Here is a 5,215-nt window from a genome sequence, read left to right as displayed (position 1 = left end):
CACCCACCAACTCACCCACCGAAGAACCCACCACCACCCGCCGAAAACCAAACACCGAACGCGAATCCACCAACGACCGCGCCACATCCACCGGCGACAATCCTTCGACCCCGGCGGCCAGCCGACGGGACTGGTCCATCAGCGCTTCGGCGGACTTGGCCGACAGCACCCAGGGCACAATCGGCGCGTCCTCATCGGCCACGGCGTCCGCCGTGGTCCCCGCCGAGGGCTCCGCCACGGCTCCATCCGGCTCGGCGGAGAGGCTCCCGTCACCCTGTTCGAGGACGATATGGGCGTTGGTGCCGGAGATACCGAAGGCGGAGACGCCCGCCCGGCGCGGCCGGCCGTCGGTCTCCCACGGCCGTGCCTCGGCCGCCAGCTCGACCGCCCCGGCCTGCCAGTCGACCTCGGAGGTCGGCTCCTCCACATGGAGCGTCTTCGGCACCATCCCGTGCCGCATCGCCAGCACCATCTTCATCACACCGGCGACACCGGCGGCGGCCTGCGCATGGCCGATGTTCGACTTCACCGACCCCAGCCACAGCGGCCGCTCCCGGTCCTGCCCGTACGTGGCCAGCAGGGCCTGCGCCTCGATGGGGTCCCCGAGCTTCGTCCCGGTCCCGTGCGCCTCCACCACATCCACCTCGGCGGCGGTGAGCCCGGCGGACCGGAGCGCGTCCCGGATCACCCGCTGCTGGGACGGCCCGTTGGGCGCGGAGAGTCCATTGGAGGCGCCGTCCTGGTTGACCGCGGAGCCGCGGACCACTGCCAGCACCTCATGACCGTTGCGCCGCGCCTCCGACAGCCGCTCCAGGACGAGGACACCGACCCCCTCAGCAGCGCCCATACCGTCCGCGGCCGCCGAGAACGCCTTGCAGCGGCCGTCCTTCGCCAGCCCCCGCTGCCTGCTGAACTCGACGAAGAATCCGGGTGTGCTCATCACGGTCACACCCCCGGCGAGCGCCATCGAGCACTCGCCGTTCCGCAGCGCCTGCACCGCCAGGTGCAGGGCCACCAGCGACGACGAGCACGCCGTATCCACCGTCATCGCCGGGCCTTCGAGACCGAGGGAGTAGGCGACACGGCCGGAGACCACGCTCGCCGCGTTACCGGTGACCAGGTGGCCTTCGGCGGAGGCGGGTGCCCCGGAGAACTGGGCGTAGTCGTGTCCGGAGAGCCCGGCAAAGACTCCCGTACGGCTGCCGCGCAGAGAGGCCGGGTCGATGCCCGCCCGTTCGACCGCTTCCCAGGAGGTCTCCAGGAGGAGCCGCTGCTGCGGGTCGATCGCCACGGCCTCGCGGGGCGAGATCCCGAAGAAGTCCGCGTCGAAGTCCGCGGCCCCCGCCATAAAGCCGCCCTCCCGCACATAGCTGGTGCCGGAGCGCTCGGGGTCGGGGTCGTACAGCGACTCGACATCCCAGCCGCGGTCCGTGGGGAAGCCGGACACCGCGTCGCGCCCCGAAGCCAGCAGCTCCCACAGCTCGTCCGGCGACGACACGTCGCCCGGGAAGCGGCAGGCCATACCGACGATCACCACGGGGTCTTTAGTGGCCGGGGAGTTGGTGGCCGGGGACGGAGCGGACGGGTCCCGGTCCGCGCCGAGCAGTTCGGCCAGCAGATGGCGAGCGAGCTGGGTGGGATCGGGATAGTCGAAGACGAGCGTCGACGGCAGCCGCAGTCCGGTGGCGGTGGAGAGCCGGTTACGGAGTTCGACGGCGGTCAGGGAGTCGAAGCCGATCTCCTTGAACGGCCGGGTGTCGTCGATATCGACGGTGCCGGTGTGACCGAGGACCGAGGCGGCCTGTGTCCGTACCAGCTCGACCAGCAGGGGAAGCCGTCCGGCCTCGTCGAGTCGGCGCAGACGACCGGCCAGGGACGACGGATCGGACGTCTCGGCGGCGGCGACGGCGCGCCTGTTCCGGGTGGTCACCAGTCGGCGGAGCAGATGGGGCGGCTCGCCGTCCACGGCCCCGAGGTCGAGCTTGGCGGGCACCAGGGCAGGCCGGGAACTGCTCAGGGCCGCGTCGAAGAGCGCCAGGCCCTCGTCGGTGGTGAGGGCGATCGCGCCGCCGCGGGCCATCCGGGCCATATCGCTGTCGCTGAGGTGCGCGGTCAAACCGGTGCGCTGCTCCCAGAGCCCCCAGGCCAGCGCGGTCGCGGGCAGGCCCAGATGGTGGCGTGTCACGGCGAGGGCGTCGAGGAAGGAGTTGGCGGCGGCGTAGTTGGCCTGTCCGGCACCGCCGAACACCCCGGCCGCGGAGGAGAAGAGAACGAAGGCGGCAAGGTCCCCGGTCAGCTCGTGCAGATTGACGGCGGCATCGACCTTCGCCGCCAGGACCCGTTCCACCTGTTCGGGGGTGAGGGTATGGGCAAGCCCGTCGTCTACGGCTCCGGCCGCGTGGACGACGCCGGTGAGCGGGTGGTCGTCGGGTATCGCGGCCAGGACCGCGGCGAGGGCCTCCCGGTCGGCGGCATCACAGGCCACCACCGTTGCTTCGGCGCCGAGTTCCCGCAGGTCGTCGACCAGTGCCTGTGCGCCCGGGGCCTCGGCTCCGCTGCGGCTCAGCAGCAGCAGGTGCCGTACGCCGTGCCGGGAGACCAGCCGCCGGGCCACCAGCCCGCCCAGCACACCCGTACCACCCGTGACCAGCACCGTCCCCGAACCGCCCAGGGACTGGGGAACGGTGAGAACGACCTTGCCGATATGCCCGGCCCGCGACATCAGCCGCAGGGCACCCGGGGCCTTGCGGGCATCCCGCACGGTCAGCGGCAGCCGCTGAAGCACACCCTGCTCGAACAACCCGACCAGCTCCAGCAGCATCTCCTGGATACGATCCGGACCCGCCTCCGCCAGATCAAACGCCCGGTACTTCGCATCGGGTATCTGCTCCGGGTCCCGGATGTCCGTCTTGCCCATCTCCACAAACCGGCCACCGGGATTCAGCAGCCGCAGTGACGCATCCACGAACTCCCCGGCAAGGGAGTTCAGGACCACATCGACGCCACCACCGGACGCCTCACGGATCGCGGGTTCGAACGACAGGTCACGCGACGACGCCACCCGCCCCACGGCAACCCCCAGCGCCGTGACCGCGGGCCACTTCGCCGCACTCGCCGTACCGAACACCTCAGCACCCCACAACCGGGCGAGCTGCACCGCCGCCATCCCCACCCCACCCGCAGCGGCATGCACCAGCACCGACTCCCCGGACCGGAGACCCGCCAGGTCCCGCAACCCGTACCACGCCGTACAGAACACCACCGGAACCGAAGCAGCCTCCACAAACGACCACCCCGCAGGCACCCGCACCACCAAACGCCGATCCACCACCACCGACGTACCGAGACCGCCGCTGAACAGGCCCATCACCCGCTCACCCGGCACCAGATCCACCCCTTGACCCACCGCCGTGATGACGCCCGCGCCCTCACCGCCGATCTCCGCCACCCCCGGATACATCCCGAGCGAAATCAGCACATCCCGGAAGTTCAACCCGACCGCATGGAGGGCAATGCGTACCTCGCCCGGGCCCGGCTCACGCTCCGGTACGGCGACCGCACGCACCCCGTCCAGCGAGCCACTGCCGTCCGGCTCCATACGCCAGTCCCCGGGCGGCGGCGTCTCCTGCGGAGTCCGCAGGAGACGCGGTACGAAGAGTTCCGTCCCGCGCACCGCCACCTCGGGCTCCCCGGCCCCGACGGCGGTGACTGCCGCGGCCGGGATCGTCACACCGTCGGTGTCGACGAGGGCGAACCGGCCGGGGTTCTCGACCCGGGCCGAGCGGAACAGACCCCAGAGCGCCGCCTGGGCGCCGTTCGGGGAGGGTGTGTGTACCGCGTGCCGGGTGACGACCACCAGTCGGGACGCGGACAGCCCTTCCTCGGCCAGGAAGGACCGGACCAGCTCCAGACCCCAGCCGACCAGCTCGCGCACCGGCAGGTCGGGACCGGTGACCACCACGGTGTCCGGCGCATGGGCGGCCGCCGCAGTGAAATCGGCGTACCGCGGTGCTTCCACGGGGCCGGGCACCAGGGCGCCGGTGTCCGTACCGCCCACCTCCGCCCAGCTGCCCGGTTCGTCTCCGGCCGGGTCGGGCAGTGGGGTCCAGTCCAGGTGGAACAGGGAGTTCGGGGGTGTGGCACCGCGGGGGAGGTCCCGGTCGACCGGCCGCAGAACCAGGGAGTCGATGTCGATGACGGGTGCGCCGGTGGCATCGGCGGCCTGGAGCGACAGGGTGTCCTCACCCGGCGCGGCCAGCTTCACCCGGAGCACCGCGGCACCCTCGGCATGGAGGGAGACACCGCGCCAGGCAAACGGCAGCCTCGCCGCATCGCCGCTGACCAGACCGCCCGCACCCAGCGCGTGCAATGCCGAATCCAGGAGCGCAGGATGCAGACCGAACGAGGAAGCCTCACCCGCGAGTTCGCCGACGAGTGCCACCTCGGCGTAGACGTCGTCGCCGAGCCGCCAGGCGGCCCGCAGCCCCTGAAACGCCGGCCCGTAGCCGTATCCGTTGCGTTCCAGTTCGGGGTAGAGGTTCCCGACGTCCAGGGCTTCCGCACCGGCGGGCGGCCACTCGGTGAGATCCGCGGACGGCACCGGAGCCGCGGCGGTCAGTACACCGTCCGCGTGCAGTCGCCAGGGGGTGTCCGATACGCCTTCGGGCTGGGAGTGGATCCGGAGCGAGCGGGCACCACCGGCGTCCGGTTCCCCGACGGATACCTGGATGCGGATGGCGCCTTGGGCGGGGACGGCGAGGGGCGCGTGGAGGGTGAGTTCCTCGACCCGGCCGCAGCCGACCTCGTCCCCGGCCCGGACCGCGAGTTCGACGAACGCCGTGCCCGGCAGCAGAACCGTGCCCGACACCGCATGGTCCGCCAGCCAGGGATGCGACCGCAGGGACAGCCGGCCCGACAGTACGACGCCCTCACCACCGGCCAGCGACACCGCCGCACCCACCAGCGGATGAGCCGTCGACAACAGACCCACCGACTCCACATCCGACGAACCCCGCACCGCCTCCAGCCAGAAACGCCGCCGCTGGAACGGATACGTCGGCAACCCCACACGCTTCCCACCCGCCGGAATCACCGCACCCCAGTCCACATCCACCCCACCCGCCCACGCCTGACCCACCGACTCCACAAACCTCCGCCACCCACCATCACCACGCCGCAACGTCCCCACCACAACCCCACGACCCTCCACCACCTC

General features: G+C 71.6%; 1 protein-coding gene. It reads right to left on the bottom strand.

Features of this window, described 5'->3' with window-relative positions; translation table 11 throughout:
- Window positions 1-5,068, bottom strand: a 5,068-nt coding sequence (locus ACWDR0_RS34485) for an SDR family NAD(P)-dependent oxidoreductase (protein ID WP_456355786.1), incomplete at its 3' end; no start/stop codon positions are given.
- Between the last annotated feature and the right edge of the window lie 147 nt (window positions 5,069-5,215).

This window comes from Streptomyces sp. NPDC003691, assembly GCF_053981115.1.
Note: the sequence above shows the minus strand (reverse complement) of the source record. Positions and strands in the feature narration are given on the sequence as shown.